At 70.7% G+C, this 23,584-nt stretch carries 21 protein-coding genes and 1 pseudogene; 12 read left to right on the forward strand and 10 right to left on the reverse strand.

Features of this window, described 5'->3' with window-relative positions; all coding sequences use genetic code 11:
- Positions 1 to 67: 67 nt before the first annotated feature.
- Together AC3ERT_RS01765 and AC3ERT_RS01770 are read right to left on the reverse strand one after the other, a co-directional pair.
- Positions 68 to 385 (reverse strand): hypothetical protein, encoded by a 318-nt coding sequence (locus AC3ERT_RS01765; protein WP_435172343.1) that lies wholly within the window; start codon positions 383 to 385, stop codon positions 68 to 70.
- The gene (locus AC3ERT_RS01770; protein WP_435172344.1) at positions 382 to 1,587 is read right to left on the reverse strand and encodes a Shedu anti-phage system protein SduA domain-containing protein; all 1,206 of its coding nucleotides are present in this window, start codon (positions 1,585 to 1,587) and stop codon (positions 382 to 384) included. Before AC3ERT_RS01770 ends, AC3ERT_RS01765 begins: the two co-directional genes overlap by 4 nt.
- A gap of 499 nt (positions 1,588 to 2,086) precedes the next feature.
- Here AC3ERT_RS01770 and AC3ERT_RS01775 point away from each other — a divergent pair, with 499 nt between their 5' ends.
- The 4 genes from AC3ERT_RS01775 to AC3ERT_RS01790 all read left to right on the forward strand — a co-directional run bounded on the left by AC3ERT_RS01775 (position 2,087) and on the right by AC3ERT_RS01790 (position 5,631).
- Positions 2,087 to 3,442, forward strand: a complete 1,356-nt coding sequence (locus AC3ERT_RS01775; RefSeq protein WP_435172345.1) for a hypothetical protein — start codon at positions 2,087 to 2,089, stop codon at positions 3,440 to 3,442.
- A gap of 1,070 nt (positions 3,443 to 4,512) precedes the next feature.
- Positions 4,513 to 4,878, forward strand: a complete 366-nt coding sequence (locus AC3ERT_RS01780) for a hypothetical protein (protein WP_488180717.1) — start codon at positions 4,513 to 4,515, stop codon at positions 4,876 to 4,878.
- Positions 4,879 to 4,942: 64 nt separating this feature from the next.
- Entirely contained in the window at positions 4,943 to 5,212 is a 270-nt protein-coding gene (locus AC3ERT_RS01785) for a ribbon-helix-helix domain-containing protein (RefSeq protein WP_435172347.1), read from the forward strand.
- Positions 5,209 to 5,631, forward strand: coding sequence for a PIN domain-containing protein (locus AC3ERT_RS01790; RefSeq protein WP_435172348.1), 423 nt, complete (start codon positions 5,209 to 5,211; stop codon positions 5,629 to 5,631). Before AC3ERT_RS01785 ends, AC3ERT_RS01790 begins: the two co-directional genes overlap by 4 nt.
- Before the next feature lie 61 nt (positions 5,632 to 5,692).
- Here the strand turns inward: AC3ERT_RS01790 and AC3ERT_RS01795 are convergent, their stop codons facing one another.
- Positions 5,693 to 6,928: an IS30 family transposase gene (locus AC3ERT_RS01795; RefSeq protein WP_435172612.1), complete on the reverse strand. Its 1,236-nt coding sequence runs from the start codon at positions 6,926 to 6,928 to the stop codon at positions 5,693 to 5,695.
- 430 nt (positions 6,929 to 7,358) lie between these two features.
- Here AC3ERT_RS01795 and AC3ERT_RS01800 point away from each other — a divergent pair, with 430 nt between their 5' ends.
- Positions 7,359 to 8,201 (forward strand): hypothetical protein, encoded by an 843-nt coding sequence (locus AC3ERT_RS01800; protein WP_435172349.1) that lies wholly within the window; start codon positions 7,359 to 7,361, stop codon positions 8,199 to 8,201.
- 207 nt (positions 8,202 to 8,408) lie between these two features.
- Here AC3ERT_RS01800 and AC3ERT_RS01805 read toward each other — a convergent pair whose 3' ends face one another.
- Positions 8,409 to 9,497 (reverse strand): GlxA family transcriptional regulator, encoded by a 1,089-nt coding sequence (locus tag AC3ERT_RS01805; RefSeq protein ID WP_435172350.1) that lies wholly within the window; start codon positions 9,495 to 9,497, stop codon positions 8,409 to 8,411.
- Positions 9,498 to 9,567: 70 nt separating this feature from the next.
- Here AC3ERT_RS01805 and AC3ERT_RS01810 point away from each other — a divergent pair, with 70 nt between their 5' ends.
- A complete protein-coding gene (locus AC3ERT_RS01810; protein WP_435172351.1) occupies positions 9,568 to 10,593 on the forward strand; it encodes an NADP-dependent oxidoreductase in 1,026 nt (341 codons plus the stop codon).
- Between the two features lie 21 nt (positions 10,594 to 10,614).
- Here the strand turns inward: AC3ERT_RS01810 and AC3ERT_RS01815 are convergent, their stop codons facing one another.
- From AC3ERT_RS01815 to AC3ERT_RS01835, 5 genes are all read right to left on the reverse strand, one after another.
- The gene (locus AC3ERT_RS01815; RefSeq protein ID WP_435172352.1) at positions 10,615 to 11,505 is read right to left on the reverse strand and encodes an HpcH/HpaI aldolase/citrate lyase family protein; all 891 of its coding nucleotides are present in this window, start codon (positions 11,503 to 11,505) and stop codon (positions 10,615 to 10,617) included.
- 86 nt (positions 11,506 to 11,591) lie between these two features.
- Complete coding sequence (locus tag AC3ERT_RS01820) at positions 11,592 to 12,815, reverse strand: CaiB/BaiF CoA transferase family protein (RefSeq protein WP_435172353.1); 1,224 nt, start codon at positions 12,813 to 12,815, stop codon at positions 11,592 to 11,594.
- Entirely contained in the window at positions 12,812 to 13,255 is a 444-nt protein-coding gene (locus AC3ERT_RS01825; RefSeq protein WP_335971335.1) for a MaoC family dehydratase, read from the reverse strand. The genes AC3ERT_RS01820 and AC3ERT_RS01825 overlap by 4 nt, the downstream gene beginning before the upstream one ends.
- A gap of 37 nt (positions 13,256 to 13,292) precedes the next feature.
- Positions 13,293 to 13,796 (reverse strand): MaoC family dehydratase, encoded by a 504-nt coding sequence (locus AC3ERT_RS01830; RefSeq protein ID WP_435172354.1) that lies wholly within the window; start codon positions 13,794 to 13,796, stop codon positions 13,293 to 13,295.
- Between the two features lie 14 nt (positions 13,797 to 13,810).
- Positions 13,811 to 15,169, reverse strand: coding sequence for an MmgE/PrpD family protein (locus AC3ERT_RS01835; protein ID WP_435172355.1), 1,359 nt, complete (start codon positions 15,167 to 15,169; stop codon positions 13,811 to 13,813).
- Positions 15,170 to 15,341: 172 nt separating this feature from the next.
- On the opposite strand from AC3ERT_RS01835, the gene AC3ERT_RS01840 reads away from it, so the two are divergent.
- From AC3ERT_RS01840 to AC3ERT_RS01865, 6 genes are all read left to right on the forward strand, one after another.
- Positions 15,342 to 16,085 carry an IclR family transcriptional regulator gene (locus tag AC3ERT_RS01840; protein ID WP_435172356.1) on the forward strand — a complete coding sequence of 248 codons (744 nt, stop codon included), beginning with the start codon at positions 15,342 to 15,344 and terminating at the stop codon, positions 16,083 to 16,085.
- A gap of 92 nt (positions 16,086 to 16,177) precedes the next feature.
- The gene (locus AC3ERT_RS01845) at positions 16,178 to 17,461 is read left to right on the forward strand and encodes an acyl-CoA dehydrogenase family protein (RefSeq protein ID WP_435172357.1); all 1,284 of its coding nucleotides are present in this window, start codon (positions 16,178 to 16,180) and stop codon (positions 17,459 to 17,461) included.
- Between the two features lie 149 nt (positions 17,462 to 17,610).
- A complete protein-coding gene (locus AC3ERT_RS01850; RefSeq protein WP_435172358.1) occupies positions 17,611 to 18,444 on the forward strand; it encodes a PIG-L family deacetylase in 834 nt (277 codons plus the stop codon).
- 288 nt (positions 18,445 to 18,732) lie between these two features.
- Entirely contained in the window at positions 18,733 to 19,413 is a 681-nt protein-coding gene (locus AC3ERT_RS01855) for a GAP family protein (protein ID WP_435172359.1), read from the forward strand.
- 125 nt (positions 19,414 to 19,538) lie between these two features.
- Entirely contained in the window at positions 19,539 to 21,353 is a 1,815-nt protein-coding gene (locus AC3ERT_RS01860) for an alkyl/aryl-sulfatase (protein ID WP_435127694.1), read from the forward strand.
- A gap of 59 nt (positions 21,354 to 21,412) precedes the next feature.
- Entirely contained in the window at positions 21,413 to 23,113 is a 1,701-nt protein-coding gene (locus AC3ERT_RS01865) for a SulP family inorganic anion transporter (protein WP_435172360.1), read from the forward strand.
- On the opposite strand, the pseudogene AC3ERT_RS01870 reads toward AC3ERT_RS01865, so the two are convergent.
- Positions 23,096 to 23,549: pseudogene (locus AC3ERT_RS01870) on the reverse strand (P-loop NTPase family protein). The gene AC3ERT_RS01865 and the pseudogene AC3ERT_RS01870 overlap by 18 nt on opposite strands.
- Positions 23,550 to 23,584 lie beyond the last annotated feature (35 nt).

Here is a 23,584-nt window from a genome sequence, read left to right on the forward strand (position 1 = left end):
TCCGCCCCCACCTCTCCCCGCGCCGGGGCCCCACGTCGTTGTCGGGCCGCGCCCGCCCGCGTCATGGCTAGGGCTGGCGCATGTGGCGGGAGGCCGCCAAGCAGGAGGACAGCCAAGTTGCCTCCGATTGGTTGATGACCAAGCCGCTGACGGCGATCAGCCCGTCCATGACCTCGCCGACCCGGATCGAGTGGTCGCCAACGCGGAACAGCTGCCAATCGGCATCACTGTGCCAGAGGCGCGCCGTCTTCTCCCCTCGACACTGAGCGAAGACGAGTTCCTCACCGTGCTCGTTCAGGAAGTAGCCCACGTAGTCCTTCGCTGTGATCGAGCCACCGCACAGGCGAGCCAGGAACTGCTCGATCGAGGGCTGGGCGTCAGTCATGCGTTGGACTCCTCAGTCTCTTCCGAGTCGTGTTGCTCGGACGACAACGCAAGCATCCTGCTGGCCGAATCGAGCAGGGTCTCGTAGGTGATCACTTCTATCCGAGTGGCATGCGTGTTGTAGGTACGCAGGGTTTCTGCGACTTCCGACGGCGCAATGCCTCCTCCCACGTAGCGCGAGTGGCCGATCACGATGGTGGCCGAGGCCCGGCGACTGTCGACTCCGTAGTCAGCCAGGATGGTCCGCCGGTCCTCATCCAGCGTCCGCAGGTAGTTCTGCGCCTGGGAAACTGCTTGGTGAGGTGGCGCACCCAGCATCAGATGGCCGCTGGGGCGAATGATCAAGCTCTTGATGTTGACGCGCTTGAGCTCGACGACGTGCAGCGAACCGTCGGCACGCAGGAGCGGGATGTCCAGAATGGTATCCGGGGTGTACTGGCGGCGCGCCAGCTCACTCACATAGGCCCCGCCGAAGATCCATGCTTGATTCTTCAGGCAGGCGTGAAGCGCACTCTCGGAACTGGACGGATCGTCCACCGCAGTCCGCAGGGCCGCGAGACCGGCCCGCCTGGCCTTGAGCTCAAGAAACTGGGCCAAAAGCCCCGCATCGGCATCCGCCAGGACATCGCCCAGCAACCTGGCAGACTCCGCGGGGACCGGACGCGGCAGACTTCGCAGGACCAACTCAAGGTGGCCGTACCGTTGGAGTCGTCTCACCTCCCGCGTGGACAGTCGGATCCCACCCTCGCCAGCCTCGGCTCCCAGATGGTCGGCGGACTGAGCAATGCCACGGAAGAGATCGCGGGCATCTGCGGCTGTCGCGTACGGGTTGTCACGGCAGAGCACATCGAGCGCTGCAACCGCCCGGTCAGCACCAAGAGCGGCCATCCTCCGGAGAAACTCCTCGCCACGCTGCTGAGCGTCTTCGTCGTAGTACCCCTCCACCACTTCGAGGAACATCTCTCCTTCGGCGTAGCCGGCGAAGTGTTGGAAGCGCTGGGCGAGCCCAAAGTCGCCACAGAGGATGGCCTCTTGGGCCACATCGTTCAGGGCGACCACCAACGGTCGACCCTTGCCGTACGTGCGGTCTGTCCCCATGATCCGCAACACCGTGTCGATTCGCTGCTGGACTACCGCGTGCTCTGTGAGCTCTTTTGCTGCCTCCACCATGCGCAGGAGCGAGAAGCTGGATCTGAATCCCATTGGGCCAGCCTAGGGTCGCGTACTGACATCACGGCCTTGCCAGCTGATTGGTGAGCAGTCGCCAACCCTCAGACTTCCAAGTGTTCCTGGGTCAGGGGGCGTCGGGTTGACGGGTATTGCTCTGGTGGTGGAGGACGATGTTGCCGGCCAGCCTGCACTGGAAGGCCCGCACTGTTCTCTGTTGGGCTCCCGTTCGCCCCTTCGGCTGACTCGACAACGAGATCACCGACGCCGACCGCACCTGGGCCGAAGTCCACCACCCCGCCCGAACCCTCCTGCACCGCATCGACCACCGCCGTGGCCTCACCGTCGCGGACTTGGCCACTCTTGAGACGTGGTTGCGTGGCAGGTAGAGATCCTCACCCCATCGTCACCGGCAGGGCCGCAGGGCCTGGCCGCATCCCGGCGTGCGCCCCGTCGTGCGTACTTGCTTGCACTCCCCCGCCCCGCCCTACCGTCCTCTGGCTCACATCACACGACTTCGACGGAAGGGCTGCTGGTGAACAAGGACGAACCCAAGGCCGTCACCGAGATCCTCCAAGAACTGAGCACCACCTCCCACGTCCAGGTCCGCTCGTCCACCGAACTCGCCGCCCAGATCACCAAGGCAGCAGGGGAGGAGGACGAGAAGCGGGTAGAAGACGGGCGAGGCCCGTTGCGCCGACGCACCGACTACCGAGCCGTCCGGACAGCTCCGCGATCATTGACACTCACACCCTGGCAGGTCATCCACGCCATCGGCCTCGGAGCCGCTGCCGCCCGCCAAGGCGCGGGGCGAGGACTTGCCGAGCACTGGGGCAGCCTGCGCTACAACCAGGCCCTGGAATCCAACCGAGGCGGTTACCTGCAGTTGTCGTCCGAGGGGCGCGATCTCCTGCGCTTCTACAAGGCCACGCAGTCCGGAGAAATCGGCACCGGCTTCGCCTCACTGCTGGCAGAGAACATCATCAGGTCCCGGTACCCCGACCACTCGGTCTCCGTGATCCCGGCGGACGTCGCCCTGAAGGCCGGCTGGACTCTACGCGGCTCCGGTATCGGTGCTCGCCCGGAGCCGCGTCAGCGACGGCCCCACTTCTTCGTCGAGGCATGGCAACCAGGACAGCCGTCCAAAGTCCTCCTCCTCTCCTCGAAGGGCACCCACAGCAGCGCCCATCAGGTACAGAAGCAGCTCGCCACGGCCGGCGCCCACGTGGAGTCCGTACACATCGGGCCCTACGGCACAGTCCCGTACCTGCTCATCGGCACGGAGATCCCCACCAAAGAGGGTCTCGCCGTGCACGCTCTGGAGGCGCCAGGCACGACCGTTCTCCGCCAACCGGGAGAGACATCGGGAGCCGACCTGGACCTTTTCCTGGAGCAGGAGAACCGCACAGCCGACATCGTGCGGCCCACGGACCACGGTGAGACGACCGTCCCCGGGTTCCAGGTGCTCCCCGACTCCTTCGCCTGGTTCAGCGTCGTGCTGGCACGGACAGAAGCGGCCACGCTCACGGCCTTCACCGGAGGCGGCAAGCCCACCGCCCAATACCTGACCAAGGAACAAGGGCAACGCCACTTCCAGCACGACGCCCACGCCAACACGGCCGGACTGCGCGATGCGGAGCACCGCATCCACGGAGTCGACTTCGTCGGCACCGACCACATCTACCGCCTCAACGGCACTCGAGTAGAGGCGTTCTCCGGGCTCCAGAAGGATCTGTACATGTACCTCCACCATGGGCGCGTCAACGACTATCGACGCGAGGTACACGCCCTACGCGGGCAGTGGCCGGATCGGAGCACATCGGAACAGTGGAACGCAGTGTCCATCCGCGCCGACGGAACCGTGATGGCGATCCGACTCCGTGACGAGTGAACCGAGGGGCAGCGGCAGCTGCTGACCGGTCCTGCTGTCGCCCACTCGGAGACATGCAAGGCTGAAGCGTTGCTGGTCAGAAGCGGCAGTGGCGATCCCGCAGCATCGGCTGCGGGACGCGGTGGTCTCATTGTTGGTCTCATTCGCCCCCGTCCGGCCCCGTCCAAACCAGCCCCCAACGATCACAGCAGTCCAAGTCGGAACCTCTCTGCCACCTCGTGTACATTCTCGTGACCCGTTGGAAAGCGTGTTGGGGGCAACCCCTCACGAATTCGAATCTCGTATCCTCCGCACCGGCCCACCAGCCGAAACGTGGCCCCCGACCGCTCCGCGGCCGGGGGCTTCGTCGTTGCGCGGTCTCAGTTCTGGTCTTGTTTATTTCCGGCAGATAGTGCATTTCAATCGACTCTCTCAAGGGTGCCGCCGCCCCGTCTGATCCGGTCGGCTTGGGTGCGCCAAGCTTGAGCCGGGCCGTGCGGCAGACCCCGACGGCATGTCTCTGCTCGTGCGAGATGAGGCGTGCCGTCTTCGGTAAGTCAGGTAGGCCGAGGCTGGCATCGTGGTTGGTGGAGTTGGACCTGCCGCGTTTGGCACGGGTGCTGGCGGCGCGTTCGGACACGGTGTCGCCCCCGGAGCCGAGGTCGCTGGGGGAACTGGCAGATCGCTTGCAGGGTCCGGGGTCGGTTGCGCGGAATGCTGGCTTCGCTGGGCGTCAAGCCGCCCGGCAACAAGCAGCAGTGTCTCGCCGCTCTGGTGGATCACCACAGCGATGCCAAGCGCGTCGTCGCGGTGGCCGCGCAGGCCCCCACGGATACGCGGAAGCTGCTTGAACGCATGGCGAAGTCCGGGTCCCAGGGCCCGCAGTTCCAGGTGTTCGGCTCTCCGGACCCCACCGTCGGGCGAGCGGCCCGGTGGGCGGCGGAGCGGGGCCGCTGGTCCAGGACCGGGATTGGTGCGGGCCGACCCGGATGCCCGCCCAGGTGGCTGTGGCCCTGCGTGGACCCGGTTGGCATGCGCCGTTCGAACCCGTACCCCCAGTCGCGCGGACCCAGCCGGTCACCGCGGAGGAAGTGGAACGGGAGGCGGCGGCCGCGCTCACGGCGTTCACCGCGCTCACGGCATCCGTGCTGTCGGTGTGCGCTGCCGAGCCGCCCGCCAGGCTCAAGTCCGGTGGTGTCGGTGCACGCGAACTGTCCCGCCCCGGCAAAGCGGCACCGTGCGACGAGACCGACGTTCCCCAGCTCGCCCACGCCGCCGACACCGGTCAGGTGATCACCATCGCGTACGACCCCGCATCCGGCGGTCACAGCGTGCGAAGCATCAGCGAACTCGCCGTGGACCCGGCCTGGCTCCGCACGTGGTGCCATCTTCGGGACGACGAGCGCGTCTTCACGCTGCCCCGCATTGCGAGCGTCATGCCCGCGTCGCCCCTGTGAGCACCGGAAAGCGACCGGCCGGCCGGAATGGCAGGTTCTCAATACCGCGAGTATGGTTCCTTGTATGGCGAGCAAGAAGGTGACGGTGACCATCCCTGAGGATCTCCTCGACGAGATCCGGGCGGAAGCCGCCGAGCGCGGTCTGTCGGCTTACGTTGCCGAGGCACTGCGGGCCAAGCGCGATCGAGATCGCCTGGTGGAACTCGTCAACTGGTTGGAGGAAGAGCACGGTCCGGTCACCGGGGATGAACGCGCGGCGGCCCTCGACGAGCTGAACCGCCTCGACGCCGAGCACGCGCACCGCCGACCTGGCAGCGCCGGAGAGGCCGCGTGAAGAAGCAGGGTAGCGAGCACCGGCCTCCGCTCCGGGTCTTCGTCCTCGACTGCGAAGCCTTGTCTCTCGCCGTACGCGGCGACCGGAAGATGATCGCCTGGCTCGACCTCGCGGCCCGGGGCGAAGCCGAGGTGGTGACATCCCCGATGACGTTGGTCGAGGCGTACGACGGCCGGATCACCGAGCAGCGATGGGACTGGGTGCTCTCCCGCCTCAAAGTCGCCGACATCGGAAAAGACGAAGCCCGACAGGCCCGCCGACTCCTGGCCGATACCAAGTTGCACGGTCACAAGTACGCGATCGATGCGGTGCTCGCGGTCGTCGCGCGTCGGCAGCAGGGCCAGGTCACCGTTTTCACCTCCGATGTCGACGACGTGGAGAAGCTGGTCCCAGACACGGTCGTCGTCAAGAAGGTATGACGCGACGTCCGAAGGCCCCCTTGTTCTTGGATTCCAGGGGTCGTTGCAACACCACTTGGTTTTAGGTGGTCAGTAGATCACGTAGACGCTCGGCTGGGGTGTCCCAGTCGAGCGTCTTGCGTGGGCGGCCGTTGAGTTCTTGGGCGACGTGTTCGAGGTCTTCGGGTGTGTGGACGCTCAGGTCGGTGCCTTTGGGGAAGTACTGGCGTAGCAGGCCGTTGGTGTTCTCGTTGGTGCCGCGTTGCCAGGGGCTGGCGGGGTCGCAGAAGTAGACGGGCATGCCGGTGGCCATGCTGAACTGCTGGTGGCGTGCCATCTCGGCGCCCTGGTCCCAGGTGAGGGAGCCGCGTAGGTGGGCGGGCAGGGTCTGGATCGTGGTGACGAGGCCGTCGCGGACGGTTTCGGCGTCGTGGGCGCCGCCGGGCAGGTGGACCAGCAGGGTGTAGCGGGTGCTGCGCTCGACGAGGGCGGCGATCGCGGAACGGCCGCCGGCGCCGATGATCAGGTCGCCTTCCCAGTGGCCGGGCACGGCCCGGTCCTCGACGTCGGCGGGGCGGTCGCTGATCATGACCATCGGGTCGATGAACCGGGCAGTGCGCTGCTGCGGGTCCCGGCGTGGTTTGCGGCGGGTGCGGCCGGAGCGGATGGCGGCCTGGACTTCTCGTTTCAGGCCGCCGCGGGCCTGGAAGTACAGCGCCTGGTAGATCGTCTCCACGCTCACCCGCATGCTCTCGTCGTCGGGATACTCCGTCGTCAGAGCGTGGCAGATCTGCTCCGGTGACCACCTCCTGCGCAGTCTGTCCTGGACGAAGCGGCGCAGCCGTCCGGCGCGCAGCAGTTTGCGGTCCTTGGGGCGGGGCATGCGTGCGGCGGCTGCCCGGTGGGCGGCGTAGGGCTGGTAGCCCTGGATGCCGGAGTTCTGGTCGATCTCCCGCTTGACCGTGCTCGCCGGCCGTCCCAGAGCCCGTCCGATCGCCCGCAGGGACTGCCCTGCCGCGCGCAGATCGCGGATCTTCTCGCGCTCGGCGAGCGTCAGGAATCGCGGGTGGAGCTGCTTGTCCAGAGCCGTCAGGCCCACCGGTGCCGTGGTCACACCGCCCACCGTGACGGTCCCGGTGGTGTAGTCGACATGGCGCCCGTCGGCATAGACCCGGCCGTTGCGGCTCTTCTTGACGCCCCAGTCCCAGTCCTTGGCCGTGCGCTCGTTCACCCCGACCTGCCCGGCCGCCACCCGACGCGCGACACCAGCAGCCCGAAGCCCCTCGTACTCGTCGCGCCCGGGATGCCGGCGCGGCAGACGTACCGAGCTCCGTCCGGCCTTGCGGGCCCAGCCGAACGCGGTGCTGCGGTTCACCCCCAGCTCACGCGCCACCACGGTCACGTTCCCCACCGCATCCAGCCGCGCAAGGAAACACTCCCTCAACCCCGCAAGATCACGCTCAACGGCCACAGTCCTCGCAACTCCCACAGATCACGGGTGTTGCGAGGACCGCTAGAACCCAAGGTTCGCGAGGGCCCTTCGACGTGCGCGGTCTCGGTCGACGTCCCGCGCACGTGGGCGTACCTGCGGGAAGGACCTCGAACCGTCCTCGTCTCGGCTCGCCATCCGGCCCAAGGCGCACCGGACTGGAAGTGCTCCAGGTCGGGCGGATACCAGTCGCCGCCGCTCCTGGGGCCCCGGGTGAAGCCGGTGGGAGTCTGGCTGACAGAGCGTTAGCATTTTCGCTGTGGTGAGACTGGGGGCACGGCGCGGCATCGCGGTGGGGATGGCGATACTGCTGGCGCTGGGCGCCGCCGGCTCGCAGAGCGGGGAGGCCGTCGGTGCGGCGGCGGCTCCCGGCCCGCTTCCCGCCGACCCCTACACGTCCACGTCGCAGGACTACCAGCGGTCCCAGCAGGCGTCCGCGCTGCTGGTCCGGCAGTGCATGGCGGGCCACGGCCACCCGGGCTTCCCGCTCGACCCGCGCTACCCCGTCGACCCCATCCGTGGCGCCGCGGTCGGCACCGAATACGGGGTCCTCGAGCTCGACAGTGCCCGCCGCTGGGGCTACGGATGGGACCCCGCGAAGGACGCGGACCGGCGGCCGAAGGGGCGCCGGATGACCAGCGCCGAGTTCGTGGACTTTCCGGCCTGCGAAGCCGAGGCAGGACGTCGACTGGTGCGCGGCATCGACCTCAAGGGGGACTGGCTCTACGCGAGCACCCGGGTCGTCGAGGTCCAGAAGGCGGTCGAGCGTGACCCGCGCCTGGTCGCGGCATGGAACACCTGGTCCCGCTGTATGGCAGGGCAGGGATTCACGCCCTATCCCGACCCCATCGCGGCCTACACGGACACCGCCTGGCACCGCAATAGCGACGGCAACACCCCGCACACGCGGCGGGAGCGGGCCACGGCGGTTGCCGACGTCATCTGCAAGCGCCGCCACCACACGGTCGAGACCTGGCACACGGTCCAGGCGCAGAAACAGGCCGCGGACATCGCGCAGCACCACGACGGCTACGCTCGCGGCCTGCGACAGCTTCGGCTGTACCGGGCCAACATCAACGAGGTGCTCCGGACGCTCGGCTAGCTGGTTGCTGTCTCGAGGTTGGTTGCGGCGCTGTGGTGGCTTGCCATAGGTGGTCCTCCACCGCGTTCGGTGCTGTTCGTTGCCCCGGCCTGCCCCCGCTTCTGCGTGCGCAGGTGCGCGAGGTGGTCCGCGGCCGGGGCGAAGGCGGGGCGGAGGCGGGGCGGAGGCGGGGCCGCTTCGCCGTGAGCGGTCCCGTCGCTCCCCCTCTCAGCGGCGGGAGGCGCGGAAGGTGCGGCGGTACGCCGACGGGACGACCCCCGCCTCCTCCGCCAGGTGCCGCCGCAGCGACGTGGCGGTGGCGAAGCCGACCTCGTGGGCGACCCGTTCCACCGGCAGGTCGCTGGACTCCAGCAGGTGCCGCGCCCGCCGCAGCCGCTGCTGGGTCAGCCAGCGGCCGGGGCTCAGACCGGTCTCCTCCTGGAAGCGGCGGGCGAAGGTGCGGGTACTCATTGCCGCGTGCGCGGCCAGGTCGTTCAGCGACAGCGGCAGTTCCAGCCGTTGAAGTGCCCAGTCGCGGGTCGGACCGGTGCCGGTTCCGCTCGCGTGCGGCAGGGTCCGCTCGATGTACTGCGCCTGCCCGCCGTCCCGGTACGGCGGCGCGACGCAAAGGCGGGCGACCCGGTTGGCCACCTCGCTGCCGTGGTCCCGGCGCACCAGGTGCAGGCAGATGTCGATCCCGCTGGCGGCCCCCGCGGAGGTCAGTACGTCACCGTGGTCGACGAAGAGCACACCGGCGTCGAGTTCGACCCGGGGGAACAGTTCCCGGAACCAGTCGGAGAGAGCCCAGTGGGTGGTTGCCCTGCGCCCGTCCAGGAAACCGGCGGCGGCCAGGAGGAAAGCGCCGGCGCAGATGGACACGAGACGGGTGCCGGGGCGGACGCGGGACAGGGCGGCGAGGGCCCGCGGGTCCGGTGCGGCGGCCGAGGCCCGGGAGATCGGGTACGGAGGGATGACCACGGTGTCCGCCTCGGCCAGCGCCTCGGGGCCGTGTCCGGGGGTGACGGTCAGGTCCGAACTGGTACGTACGGGCCGCCCGTCCACGCTCGCGGAAAGCACCTCGTAGCGGCCCTCGGCGGAGCCCAGGACCCGGTGCGGAATGCCGAGTTCGAAGGGATAGACGCCGTCGAGGGCGAGGACGACGACCTTGTGGGGGCCAGGCCGCGAGCCCGGGTCGGCCGCGCGGTCGGAGCCTTCCGGGGCCGGCGAGGGCACGGTGGACGCGGTGGACGAGCCGCCGGCGGTGGACGGGCCGCCGGCGTCGGAAAGGCGTCGGCCGACATCGGTGGGGGCAGCCATGGCACGATCGTATCGAAAGATGACTTTCCTGCCATCGTCCCGGGCCGGGCCGCACGGTCAGGGTGGGGTTATGACTTCCACGGACACCTCTGAGCACGTCAATCCCCCGGAACCGGCGGCGGCCGCCAACCCCCGGAGTTCCGCTGCCGGGGACGGCGCTCCCGTGATGCTCGCCCTGCGTCAGACCGCCCTCGGCGGACCCGAGGTGCTGCGGCTGACCGAACTTCCGCGGCCCGCGCCCGGCCTGGGAGAGATCCTGGTCGCTGTGCACGCGGCCGGATTCAACCCCACGGACTACATGCACCGCGCCCAGAGCGGCTTCCTGCCGCCCCCGCCGCGAACGCTCGGCTGGGACGTCTCCGGCACCGTGGTGGAAGCCGGCCACGGCGTCACCCTCTTCAAGCCCGGTGACGAGGTGTTCGGCATGCTGCCCTACCCGTACGGGGCCGGCTCCCACGCCGAATACGTGACGGGCCCCACGCGCGCCTTCGCCGCCAAGCCCGCCGGGCTCGACCACGTCCAGGCGGCCGCCCTGCCGCTGGCCGCGCTCACCGCCTGGCAGGCCCTCGTCGACACCGCGGGGCTCCGGGCCGGGCAACGGGTGCTGATCCACGCCGCGGCCGGCGGGGTCGGCCATCTCGCCGTACAGATCGCCAAGGAGCGCGGCGCCCACGTCACCGGCACGGCGAGCGCCCCCAAGCACGACTTCCTGCGCGGGCTCGGCGCTGACGCCTGCATCGACCACCGCTCCGAGGACTTCACCGACACCGACACGCGCTACGACGTCGTCCTCGACGCCCTCGGCGGGGAGAACGCCCCCCGTTCCGTGCGCGTGATCCGCCCCGGCGGCGTCCTCGTCACCCTGCTGCCGGGCGCCGAGGACACCCAGGCCGCGGCCGAGAAGGCGCAGGTCCGCGCCGTCCACCTGGCCGTCGAGCACGACCGGGCCGGTATGCGCGCCATCGCCGATCTCGCCGACCGGGGCAAGCTTCGCGCTCACGTCTCCGGCACCTTCCCCCTCGCCGAAGGCGCACGGGCCCACGTGCTGGGGGAGACGGGCCGCACCACCGGCAAGCTGGTCATCACCGTGCGCTGAGGCGGAACCGCTCGGCGGCGGTCACAGGCCGAGGGCCTCGGCCTGGTCGAGGGTGTTGCGCAGCAGGCGCACGGAGGCGATGTCGACCATGGTTCCGTCCACGGCGACCGCCCCCAGTCCGCGTGCCTGAGCCTCGTCGAAGGCGGCGACCAGCTTGCGGGCGCGGGCGACCTCCTCGCCGGTGGGGCGGAACTCCTCGTTGGCCAGGGCGATCTGGCTGGGATGGATGGCCCACTTGCCGGAGAAGCCGAGGGTGTGGGCGAGGCGGGCCTGCTGCTGGTAGCCGTCGGGGTCGCTGAAGTCGGCGAAGGGGCCGTCGACGGCCGCGATCCGGGCGGACCGGGCCGCGATGGCGATCTTGTTGCGGGCGTAGTGCCAGAGATCGCCGGGGTAGCCGTCGGCGGCGCCGATCTCCGTGACCCGGACGCCCTGGGAGGCGGAATAGTCCCCGGGGCCAAAGATCAGTGCCTCCAGGCGGGGTGAGGCATGGGCGATCTCCTCCGCGGCGATCATCGCCTCGACCTCCTCGATGAGGACCTCGATGCCGATCCGCTTGGTCAGGCCGAGGTCGGCTTCGATCTGCGTGAGCAGGCGGTCCACCCACCACACGTCCCGCGCCGACTTGACCTTGGGCACGATGACGATGTCCAGGGCGTCGCGAGCGCCGGTGACGACGTCGAGGATGTCGCGGTAGGCGTAGTGGGTCTCCAGGTCGTTGATCCGCACGGCCCGGGTGGCCGGCCGCCAGTCGTGGTTGAGCAGAGCGTGCACGATCTTGGCTCGTGCGGCCGGTTTCTCGGCGGGCGCGACGGAGTCCTCGAGGTCGCAGAAGACCAGGTCGGCGTCGCTGCCGGCGGCCTTGGCGAGCATCTTCTCGTTGCTTCCGGGGGTGGACAGTTCACTGCGGCGCATCCGCATGGCATGCCTCCGATGAAGGACGGGGACGGGGACGGGGACGGGGAGGGGACGGGGAAACGGCAAAGCGGGTCGGCTGGTGATCAGCGGTCCGTGCCCGCGGGGCCACCGGGGCCACCGGGGCCACCGGGGCCACCGGGACGGCTCGGACCGCCCGAGCCGAGAATCTCGGCAGTGTGCTCCCCCAGCAGCGGAGCGCGGCGGTGGACGGCGGCGCCGGAGCCGGCGAACTTGATGGGCTGTCCGGCCACGGTGACCGTCCGTGCGCTGCCGGGGTGCTCGATCTCGACGAGCATCTCGCGGGCACGCAGGTGTGGATCGGCGTACAGGTCCGCCGCGGTGTTCACCGGACCGCAGGGCACGTCCGCGGCGAGGGCCGCCACCACCTGTGCGGAGGTGCGCCCCGTGGTCCACTCCTCGATGGCGGCGCGGACCTTGTCGCGCACGGCGACCCGCGCGTTGTTGGTGGCGTAGCGCGGGTCCTCGGCGAGGTCGGGCCGTCCGAGGGTGGCGCACAGTGCCCGCCACTGGTGGTCGCGGGGGGCGGCGACGGTCACCCAGCCGTCCGCGGTGCGGTAGAGGCCGAAGGGGCAGAGCAGCGGATGGTCGTTGCCTTCGCCGGTCGGGACCGCGCCGGTGTAGGAGTGCTGGTAGACGGTCCGCTCGCACAAGGAGACGACGGCGTCGTACATCGCGACGTCCACGAAGCGGCCGTGCCCGGTGCGGGCGCGGTCGGTCAGGGCGGCCAGGACGCCTACGGCCAGCAGCGCCGCCGGGAAGACGTCGCCGATGCCGGCGCCGACCTTGGTGGGCTGGTACGAGGGGCCGGTGATGCCCATCAGGCCGCCCATGGCCTGCGCGACGACGTCGAAGGCAGGCCGGTCCACATGGGGGCTGGTTCCGGTCCGCGGATCGCCGAACCCGCGCAACGCGCCGTAGATCAGGCGGGGGTTGTCGCACCGCAGGGACTCGTACGACAGGCTCATCCGGTCCATGACCCCGGCCCGGAAGTTCTCCACCAGCACGTCGGCACCTGCTGCCAGCCGACGCACCGCCGCGGTGCCCTCGGCAGAGCGGAGATCGACGACGACACTGCGCTTGTTGCGGTTGACGCTCTGGAAGTAGCCGCCGTAGTGGTGGGCCTCGTCGTCGCTGGGGAAGGGGCCGGTGCCTCGGGAGGAGTCGCCGGCCGGGGACTCGACCTTGATGACGTCGGCGCCGAGGTCGGCGAGGAGCATGGTCGCGTAGGGACCGGACAGCGCGCGGGTCAGGTCGACCACCACGATTCCGTCGAGTGGGCCGTTCACCGCGGGGCTCCGGCCCGCTGGATGAGCGTGGTGCGCTCTCCTTCGAAGACCAGCACGTCGTCCTGGTTGACACCCCAGTGCTTGAAGCGGACCACACCGGCGTCGGGCCGGTCGGCGTCCTGCTTGTCCAGGACCTCGGTGTAGGCGTAGAGGGTGTGCCCGTGGGTGACGGGGGCGCGCAGCCTGATCCGGTCCAGGCCGAGTTCGGCGAGCGCGTGCTCCCCGGTGTCCTGGGTGGCCAGGCCGATGACCATGGATATGGTCACCCCGCCGAAGACCAGGACGTGCGGGAAGGCGCTGCCCTTGCGGGAGTGGGCGTTGAAGTGGGCCTGGGCGGTGTTCATGACCATGTTGGTGATCAGGACGCCGTCCATCTCGGTGACGGTCTTGCCGCGAGCGTGCTCGTAGACGTCGCCGACGGTGAAGTCCTCGAAGTACATGTCTGTCTTACCTTTCAGTCGTGGGTGTCTCCTCAGCTCACAGAACGCCGGGCGCGCCGGCGGTGCGCACGAAGTTGGTGCGGACGAAATCCACCACGACCTCGCCGCCGACCAGGCCCTCGGTGTGCCAGCCGACGATGCCCATGCCCGGGTGGCTGTCGGAGCGCCGCGCGGTGCGGACCCGGCTGCGCGCGCGGACCGTCTCACCCACCAGGACCGGCCGGTGGAAGGTGAGTTCCTCGACGCCGAGGAAGGGGCCGCCGTTCTCGCTGAGGTCCTCCACGCTGAGCCCGAACACCGTGAGGAAGAGCAGGTTCGGGTGGACCACGAGCCGTTCGTGCCCCTGCTTCTGGGCGGTCTCCGCGTTGAAGTGGATCGGGTTGTAGCTCAGCGTCAAGGTGGTGAACAGGACGGAGTCGGCCTCGGTCAGGGTGCGCCCCCAGTGGTGCTCGAAGACCTGGTCCACTTCGAAGTCCTCGAAGTACCGGCCCTTGGCCAGGAGTCGGGCGCGTTTCCTGATCGCCGCGAGTTCTTGCGACATGGGGTTCCCTCCGGTCAGGCGCGCAGCTGTCGGCACAGCACACGCACGTCGTCCAATCCGGCCAGTCCGGCGACGGCCCGCGCCACCAAGGCGGCGCGCTCGGGGCCGAGTACCGGTTCGGCCAGTCCCGTGAACTTCGCCGCCAGGGCGTCGTCCTGCTCTGCGGGGTCCTCGGTCCAGGCCGGCGCACGCATGTCCCACGCGGATCGCAGCTCGCGTCCGTCGCGCAGCGCGACGCGCACCTCGGCGACGGGGCCGGACAGCGACGGGTCGGGGACGACGGCTGTCCGCTCGCGCAGCGCCAGGACGGCCGGATCGGCCGTCGCGGCGTCGGTGAACAGGTCCGGTGTGGCGCGCCGGTGGACCAGTGCGAGCGCGGCCGTGCCGGTCAGGCTGAACTTGGCCTCCAGTCCGGTGCGCGGTTCGGGGATGCCGCACACGTCCAGATGTCCCGGCGGCACCGCGATCCCGATGTGCTCCACCTCGCCCGGGTCGAATCCGGCCTGGGCGCGGAGTGCGATCAGGGCGTTGACGGAGGCGTGGGTGAGGAAGCAGGAGGCGTGGGTCTTGAACCGCACCTCCTCCAGGTGCCAGGGATCGCCGAACCTCGGCGACAGCGCCCGGGCGTGGAAGGCGTCGGACTCGGCCGCGGCGAAGCCCTGCGCGTGCCCGAGGATGTCGTCGGCGCTGGTGAAGCCCCGCACGGCCAACTCGCCGGCGACGACTCCGTTCGCCGCCGCGCGGCCCGCGTGCAAGGGCTTGCTCATGGTGCCGAAGACCGCTTTCAGCCCGGCGGCCTGGGTCCCGGCGATCGCCAGCGCCGTGGTGGTGCGCGGAGTATCGAGGCCCAGCAGGTGGGCGACCGCGGCGGCCGCACCGAAGGAGCCGAAGGTGGCGGTGGAGTGGAAGCCGCGGGCGTAGTGCGCCGGGCCGACCGCCGCGGCGATCCGCGCCTGGGTCTCCACCCCGGCCACGAACGCCGTCAGCAGCGCGCGCCCGGAAGCGCCGGTCCGCTCGGCCACAGCGAGCGCGGCCGGAGCCACGGCGACCGAGGGATGGCCCACGGTGCCGATCACGTCGTCGAAATCGAGTGCGTGGCCGGCCGTGCCGTTGACCAGTGCGGCGGACGACGCGGCGGCCGTGCCGGGCATCCCCACCAGGGTGCAGGGGCCGCCCGCGACCTCCGCGCCTGTGAAGTCCGCCAGGATGCGCGCCGCCGGCTCGCGGGCTCCGGCGAGCATGGTGCCCAGCACGTCGAGCAGGCACTGCCGCGCGAGGGTGACCACCTGCGGCGGAAGGTCCTCGAAGCGCAGTCGACTCGATGCGGTGGCCAGCACCGCGGTCGACGAGTGCGCGGGTGGGGTCCGGAGCAACGCCTTCACCTCCTCGTTGAAGCGAAGGGGAATTCATGCCACGATGTGGCATGCCATCCCGAAATTGGATTCCCAGCATGGCTCCGGTCGCCCCCGGCGTCAATGAGCGACGTCAGTGAGCGATGTCAGTGAGCGATGCGTCGGCAACGACCGTCGATGAAGGAGAACCGCCATGCAGAGCGTGCTTCGCAGCCTCCGGGTGCTGGAGGCCGTCTCCGAGCACCAGCCCATCGGCGTGGGCGCGCTCTCGCGCCTGGTCGACCTGCCCACCTCCACCGTGCAGCGCGTCCTGGTGACGCTGGCCGAGGCGGGATGGCTGCGCCCCACCGAGGAGGAGCAGACCCGGTGGAACCTGACGGCCAAGGCGCTGATCGTCGGCAGGCGGGCGGTGGGCGAGGTCGGCGTCCGGGAGGCGGCGGCCGAGCCCATGGCCGCGCTGCGCGACACCACCCAGGAGACCATCCACCTCTCGGTGCTCGACGGCCTGGAGCGGATCGTGCTGATCGACCGGGTGGACTGCGACCAGCCCGTGCGCACGTACAACCGCCTGGGCAGTTCGGGGCCGCTGCACGTCACGGCGATCGGCCGCAGCATGCTGGCCGCCATGGGCGACGCGGACGTGGAGCGCGTCATCGCCCACGGACTGGAGCGGGTCACCGAGAACACCATCACCGACCCCGCCCGGCTCCGGGAGAACATCCGCGAAACCCGCGAGCTCGGCTACGCCGTCAACATCGGCGAGAACCGCGCCAACGTGTGCGCCATCGGCGCGCCGGTGCTCGGCCCCGGCCGCAGGCCCGTCGCAGGCGTCGCGATCTCGATGCCGGACATCCGCTTCGACCACCGCAAGGTGCCGCACTGGGGGGACCTGGCGGTCAGGACGGCGGCCGAGATCAGCGCGAATCTCACCAGCTAGCGCAGGTTGACGCGGGACCTGGGCCGGGCGCATAGTCCCGAAGGGTAGAAACGGCATGGCATGCCGTCATGCGGGATACGAAGGAGTGGCCCATGAGTTCTCCCACCGTCATCGCTCCGCCGGTCCCGGTCCTGGCTCCCCCGTACGACACCGGTGCGCGGGTGGCCCTCCAGACCGAGGCTCGCCGCTTCTCGGACGAGGAGGTGCGCCCGGTCGCCGACGAACTCGACAGGCACAAGGGCGAGATGCCGCGCTCGCTCATCGAGAAGCTGGGCAAGCAGGGCTACTTCGGCATCCTCATCCCCACCGAGTACGGAGGCATGGGGCTCGGGGTGTTCGAGTACTGCCTGATCGCCGAGGAGCTGGCCCGCGGATGGATGAGCGTCGCCAGCATCATCGCCCGGGCGCAGGGCATGGGCACCGGCTTCGACGACGGGGCCAGGCGCCGCCGCCTGCTGGAGAAGAGCGCGCGCGGCGAGTGGATCGGCGCCGCCGCCCTGTCCGAGCCCGGCGCCGGCTCCGACCTCGCGGGGGTCAGCACGCGCGCGGTGCGCGACGGGGACCACTTCGTCGTCACCGGGACCAAGCGTTGGTGCGGCAACGCCAAAGCCGCGGACTTCATCCAGCTCCTGTGCCGGGTCCGGGACCCCGAGCCCGGCGAGCGGCGGTCGGCCGGCATGGGCACCCTCGTCGTCGAGAAGGAGCCCGGTGCTTTTCCCGAGGGGTTGACCGGGACCCCCATCGACAAGATCGGCTACCACGGCTTCCTCACGTGGAACCTCGAGTTCGACGGGCTGCGCGTACCGGTCGCCAACCTGGTGGCCGATCTGGGCCGTGCCCGCGCCGGCGGCAAGGACGAGGACGAGGACGAGGGCAAGGTCAAGGTCAAGGACAAGGGCAAGGACGCCAACACCTTCCGCGCCATCGAACAGGGCCTCAACGCGGCGCGCGTGCACACCGCCGCACGGGCGGTCGGCCTCGCCCGGGCAGCGGTCGAGGAGTGCCTGCTGTATCTGCAGGAGCGCCACCAGTTCGACCGCCCCATCGGTGACTTCCAGGCCCTGCGATTCATGGCCGCCGAGATGGCCGCCCGGGTGGACCAGGCGCGCGCCTTCTACCAGCAGGTCGCCCACCTGATCGACCTCGGCCGTCCCTGCGAGCGGGAGGCGGCGATGGCCAAGCTCCTCGCCACCGAGATGGCTGTCGAGGTCACCGGCCAGGCCATGCAGTTGCACGGCGGCAACGGCTACACCACCGAACGCCGTGTCGAGCGCTACTGGCGTGACGCCCGCCTGACCACCGTCTTCGAAGGAACCAGCCAGATCCAGCAGAAGATCATCTCGGACCGGCTGCTGCCCCGCAGCCCCTTGTGCTGAGAGTCCGGCATCGCGAGGTGTCCTGCACCGAGGAGAGTCCTGCACCGAGGGGCAGGGGCGCCCGTCCCACCGTGGCTCGCGCCCCGGCATGCTGGTACGGACGCCACACTCTTCGGTTCACGACGTAATCCCCGCAGGAGGACCGCCCCATGACTGACCGCCCCTTGACGCTCATGGCAGTGCACGCCCACCCCGACGACGAGGCCACCGGCACCGGCGGGGTCCTCGCCCGGTACGCCGCGGAGGGCATCCGCACGGTTCTCGTGACCTGTACCGACGGCCGGTGCGGCGACGGGCCGGAGGGCGTCAAGCCCGGCGATCCCGGGCACGATCCGGCCGCGGTCGCCCTGATGCGCCGGCAGGAACTCGCGGTGAGCTGCGACGTGTTGAAGATCAGCCACCTGGAGACGCTGGACTACGCCGACTCCGGGATGATGGGCTGGGCGAGCAACGACGCCCCGGGGGCCTTCTGGCAGACCCCCGTCGAGGAAGGCGCCGCCCGGCTCGCGGACCTCATGCGGCACTACCGGCCCGACGTGGTCGTCACCTACGACGAGAACGGGTTCTACGGCCACCCCGACCACATCCAGGCGCACCGCATCACCATGGCGGCGCTGGAGATGACCGAGCCGGCACCGAAGGTCTACTGGACCACGATGCCCCGCTCGGGGCTGCGGCGGTTCGGCGAGATCATGCGCGAGTTCGGCGAGGACATGCCCGAACCGGACCCTGCCGAGGCCGCCGCGATGGCCGAGATCGGCCTGCCGGACGACGAGATCACCACGTGGGTGGACACCACCGCGTTCAGCGGCCAGAAGTTCGACGCGCTGGCCGCGCACGCCAGTCAGGGCGAGAACATCTTCTTCCTCAAGATGGGCAAGGAGCGGTTCGGCGAGTTGATGGGCATGGAGACCTTCGTCCGGGTCCGGGACACCACGGGCGCGGCCGTACCCGAGAACGACCTCTTCGCCGGCCTGCGCTGACCCTCTTACGGCGCCCTCCACCCCGATCGGGCGAAGGACGGCGGACGGGCGCCCGGCACCTTGCCCGTCCGGTTTCCGTCACCCGTACGGCGGCCCCGGGGTGGTCGCGGGGGCCCTCCGTGCCGAGCGTGGAGGGCAACCGAGCAGAGGAGCACCGGATGGCGAGGGACGTCGGGGCCGGCCCCACCCGAAGCCGGCCGCCGCGCCGCGCACCGCTTCCCCACCGCGCACCGCTTCCCCACCGCGCACCGCTTCCGCTCGCCGCCCGCACGAGCCTGCGGGGCCGCCGTGGGTGACGCGGTCGGCCAGATGCTGGCCTCGGCGGTCGGTATCGCCATCAGCCCGCTGCCGCTGATCGCGGTGATCCTGATGCTGGCGACGCCGAAGGGGCGCAGCAACGGTGTGGCGTTCGCCGCCGGGTGGATCGTGGCGCTGGCCGTGCTGGTCGCGGTCGTGGTGGTGGCCGGCTCCGGGGGCGACGCCTCGCACGGCGCGGGCGGGCCCGGGCGCTGGACGTACTGGGTGAAGCTGGCGCTCGGGCTGGTGTTCCTGCTGCTCGGCGCCAAGCAGTGGCGGGCGCGGCCGCGCGAAGGGCGGGAGGCGGCGACCCCGGGCTGGATGAAGGCCGTCGACCGTTTCACGCCTGCCAGGTCCGCGGGCCTCGCGGCCGCGTTGGCGGTCGCCAACCCCAAGAACCTGGTGCTCGCGATCGGCGGTGCGGTCTCGATCGCCGCTTCGGGCGCGGGCGCCGGCGGGAAGACCGTCGCCGCAGTGCTGATGGTCCTCGTCGCCTCGCTGTGCACGGTGCTGCCGCTGGGCGTCTACCTGCTCGGCGGGAGCAGGTCGCAGACGGTTTTGGGCGAGTGGCGCGGCTGGATGGCCCTGCACAACGCGGCGATCATGACGACGCTCCTGGCCGTACTCGGCGCCAAGTACGTCGGCGACGCGATCAGCGGCCTGACCTCATGAGAACCGGCGGACCACCGTCAGATCACCAGCACCGCAGGCAGACCACCGGCGGACCACCGGCACCACAGGCAGACCACCGGCGGACCACCGGCCGTGGCCCCCGACGAGCTCTCGAAAGGACGACCATGACCACCACGACCGACCCGCTGGACTTCGCCGACCGCCAGGACTTCGCCGACGCCGACCGCGGTCTGGTCGCCGCACCTGACACGGACCGGATCACCGGTGCGGGCGGCGAGGTGGTCTGGGACTTCGACGCGACCTCGTTCCTCGCCGGCGACTGCCCGGACACCGCCGACCCCAGCCTCTGGCGCCAGTCCCAGCTGTGCTCCCGGGCGGGGCTGTTCGAGGTGACCGACGGCGTCTACCAGGTCCGCGGGTACGACCTGTCGAACATGTCGCTGATCGAGGGCGAACGCGGCGTGGTGGTCGTGGACCCGCTGGTGTCCGCCGAGTGCGCCGCCGCGGCGCTCGCCCTGTACCGGTCGCACCGCGGGCAGCGGCCGGTGACCGCGGTGGTCTTCACCCACTCCCACATCGACCACTTCGGCGGCATCGACGGCGTACTCGGCCCGGACGACGACGTGCCAATCCTGGCGCCGCCCGGCTTCATGGCGAACTCCGTCGCCGAGAACGTCTACGCCGGCACCGCCATGCTGCGCCGCGGCATCTACCACACCGGCGCCGAACTGCCGCCGGGGCCGACCGGCCTGATCGGTGTCGGCCTGGGCTTCACCGCCTCCCGAGGCACCCCCAGCCTACGGCCGCCCACCGTGGAGGTCACCCGCACCGGCCAGGAGGAGACCCTCGACGGGGTACGGTTCCGCTTCCAGCTCACCCCGGACACCGAGGCCCCCTCGGAGATGAACTTCCACCTCCCCGAGCGCCGGGCCCTGTGCATGGCGGAGAACGCCACGCACAACATGCACAACATCCTGACGCTGCGCGGCGCCGTGGTCCGGGACGCCCGGGTCTGGGCCCGCTACCTGACCGAGGCGGTCGAGCTGTTCGCCCCCGGTTCCGACGTGCTGTTCGCCTCCCACCACTGGCCGACCTGGGGCAACGACCGGCTGACCGCCTTCCTGTCCGAGCAGCGCGACCTCTACGCCTACCTGCACGACCAGACGCTGCGGCTCACCAACCAGGGCCACACCGGCACCGAGATCGCCGAGCTGATCCAGCTGCCGCCCGCGCTGGAGTCCGCCTGGCACGCGCGCGGCTACTACGGCTCCCTCAACCACAACGTCAAGGCCATCTACCAGCGCTACATGGGGTGGTACGACGGCCACCCCTCCTCCCTGTGGGAGCACCCGCCGACCGAGACCGCCCGCCGGTACGTGGACTGCGTCGGCGGCCTCGACGCCACCCTGGACAAGGCGCGTTCGTACCTGGACGCCGGGGACCTGCGCTTCGCCGCCCAACTGCTCAAGCACGCCGTCTTCGCCGCCCCCGACCGGTCCGACGCCAAGGAACTGCTCGCCACCACCTTCGAGCGCCTCGGCCACGGCGCCGAATGCGGCACCTGGCGCAACAACTACCTCCAAGGCGCCAAGGAACTGCGCGAGGGCGTCAAGCCCACGCCCATCACCGCGGGCAGCATGGCCGGCGCCCTCACCGTGGAACAGGTCTTCGACTCCCTCGCCATCCGCGTCAACGGCCCCAGGGCCTGGGCCACAACCCTCACCGTCGACTGGCACTTCACCGACGCGGACGAGCGGTACCGGCTCACGCTCCGCAACGGCGTCCTCGTCCACACCCGCACCGACCGCCCCACCGACGGCGCCGACCTGTCCGTCGCCCTTACCCGCGGCGGGCTGATGCCGCTGCTGGCCGGCAAGCAGACCGACGGTGTCCGGTACGACGGCGACCCCGGCGTCCTCCGGCGCCTCGCAGAGGTCCTCGACGACCCCGATCCCGCCTTCGCCATCGTCACTCCCTGAACCGCCACCGGCTCCGGATGAACGAGGAAAAGGGCCCGGCTGAGCAGAGAGGTGCAGGCGTGGCCGACCGACCACACGCACCTGCGCGAACGCGGTCGGTGGCGCGGGCCGTGCTCGGCGGCGGGGCCTCGCGCGGCGACGTGCTCGGCGCGCTCACCGCCTGGGCGCTGATCGTGCCGGAGTGCGTCGCCTACGCGCAGATCGCGGGGGTGCCCCCGCAGAACGCCTTCTACGCCGCGCCCGTGGCCCTGGTGGCGTACGTCCTGCTGGGCCGCTCGCGGTTCCTGATCATCGGGGCGACGTCGGCCGCGGCGGTGCTCTCCGGCGCCACCGTCGCCGACGTCAGCTCCGACCCGAAGCAGGCGGTCGGGCTGTCGGCGGCCCTCGCGGTGCTCGCCGGGGCGGTACTGCTGGTCGCGGGCCTCGCCCGGCTCGGGTTCGTGACGAACTTCCTGGCCGAACCCGCGCTGAACGGCTTCCTGTTCGGGATGGCGCTGACCATCGTGGTTCGCCAGGCCGCGAAGATCGCCGGGACGTCCAGTGGCGACGGCCAGTTCTTCCCCAGGCTGTGGACACTGCTGCGGCACCTCCCGCACTGGTCCCTGACCTCGCTGGCCGTGGGCGCGGCGGCGCTGGCGGCCCTGCTGGCGATCGAGCGGTACGCGCCGAAGGCCCCGGCGTCGCTGGTCGTGCTGGTCGTGGCCCTGGTGGTGTCCGCGGGGCTCGACCTGAAGCAGCACGGTGTGGAGGTGGTGGGGAAGATCCCCTCGGCCGTGCCCGTCCCGCACCTGCCGGGCATCCCCGCCGCCGACTGGGGACGGCTGGCCGGCGGCGCCTGCGGGGTGGCGCTGGTGGTGTTCGCCGAGGCGTTCAGCATCGCCTCCCGTTTCGCCCGCGAGCACGGGGACGAGGTCGACGCCGACCGCGAGATGGCGGCGGTCGGCGCGTCGAACATCGCCGTCGGCCTCTTCCGCGGCTTCACCGTCTCCGGCAGCGCCTCACGCAGCGCCGCCGCCGAGGCAGCCGGCGCCCGCACCCGGCTGACCTCGCTGATCGCCGCCGGGCTCATCCTGCTCACCGGCGCGTTCCTCACCCCGCTCTTCACCGACCTGCCCGAACCCGTGCTCGGCGCCATCGTCATCATCGCCGTCCGCGGATTCCTGTCGACCGCCGAACTGCGCCGCTACGCCAAGGCCGACCACGCGAGCCTGTGGGTGGCGCTGACCGCGCTGTTCGGCGTCCTCCTCTTCGACCTGCTGCCTGGGCTCCTGCTGGCCGTCGCGCTGTCGCTGCTGCTGTTCATCGCCGCCGCCAGCACCACCCGCCTCTCCGTCCTCGGCAAGATCCCCGGCAGCCCGCTGTACGGGGACACCGACCGGAACCCGTGCGCGACGACCGTCCCCGGCGTGTTGGTCGTCCGCCCCGACGGGGCGCTCTTCTTCGGCAACGCCAACCGCACCCGCCTCGGCCTGCTCGCCCTCACCGCCGCCGCCCACCCGCCGCCGCACACGGTCGTCCTGGACCTCAGCGCGACCTACCACCTCGGTGTCCCCGTCCTGGACACCCTCGACGAACTGCGCGAGGCCCTCCACCACCGCGGCGCCACCCTGCACCTGGCCCGCCTGCGCGCCGCCGCCCGCCGTGACTTCGACCGCCACCCCCTGGCCACCCGGCTCGGCCGCGACCGCGTCCACCGAAGCGTCGAGGACGCGATGACCGCAACGACGGCGGCCGAACCGCCCTCATCCCCGCGGAAGTGACCCTCCCCCGGACTCTCGGCCGGGGCTGCCCGCCAGGCCCGTGTCGCGCAGAATCCGGTCGACGCTCGCCGTCAGGGCACTGTCCGCACCGATGACCGTCTCGACGCCGCCGGGGAGGAGGTCGGCCGGGCGGTACCAGCCGCGCATCTCCGTCTCGCCGTAATCCCCGTCCTGCGGCTTGGTGGTGTGGCGGCGGAGCGTCTCCTCGAAGGGGATGTCCGATGTTCGACGCGCCCGGCCGGTCCCACTCCCGCAGCACCGTACGCCGCAGGTTGTCCTGCCCGACGAACGCCAGCCCGCGCCCGAAGCCGGCCCGCAGCCTCGCCGCGATCGACGACTTCCCCGACGCGCTGTTGCCCCGCACGACGACCAGCACCGTGCCCGCACTCCCCGTCCCCGTCCTCACCCTGACCACGCTAAGGGCTCCCACCGACAGCCGCCGGTACGACGGTGGCGACCGTCCCCGGGCCC

Source organism: Actinacidiphila sp. bgisy145 (assembly GCF_057708125.1).